General features: G+C 49.5%; 1 pseudogene. It reads left to right on the top strand.

Annotation, left to right across the window (positions count from 1 at the left end):
- Positions 1–275, top strand: a pseudogene (locus AC0IXC_RS29195) (NADH-quinone oxidoreductase subunit C); the annotation flags it as partial.

Below are 275 nucleotides of genomic sequence, written 5' to 3'. Positions count from 1 at the left end.
AAAGCAGCGGTATTAGCGAAGCAGAAGCGAGAAGGATCAGAAGAAGTAACGGACGAAGAAAAAGCCAAAGCGAAGGCGAAAGCCGCAGCAGCTGCAAAAGCAAAAGCAGCGGCATTAGCGAAGCAAAAGCGAGAAGGATCAGGAGAAGTAACGGACGAAGAAAAAGCAAAAGCGAAGGCAAAGGCCGCAGCAGCCGCAAAAGCAAAAGCAGCGGTATTAGCGAAGCAGAAGCGAGAAGGATCAGAAGAAGTAACGGACGAAGAAAAAGCCAAAGC

Source organism: Bacillus sp. AC266, from assembly GCF_979253805.1.
Note: the sequence above shows the minus strand (reverse complement) of the source record. Positions and strands in the feature narration are given on the sequence as shown.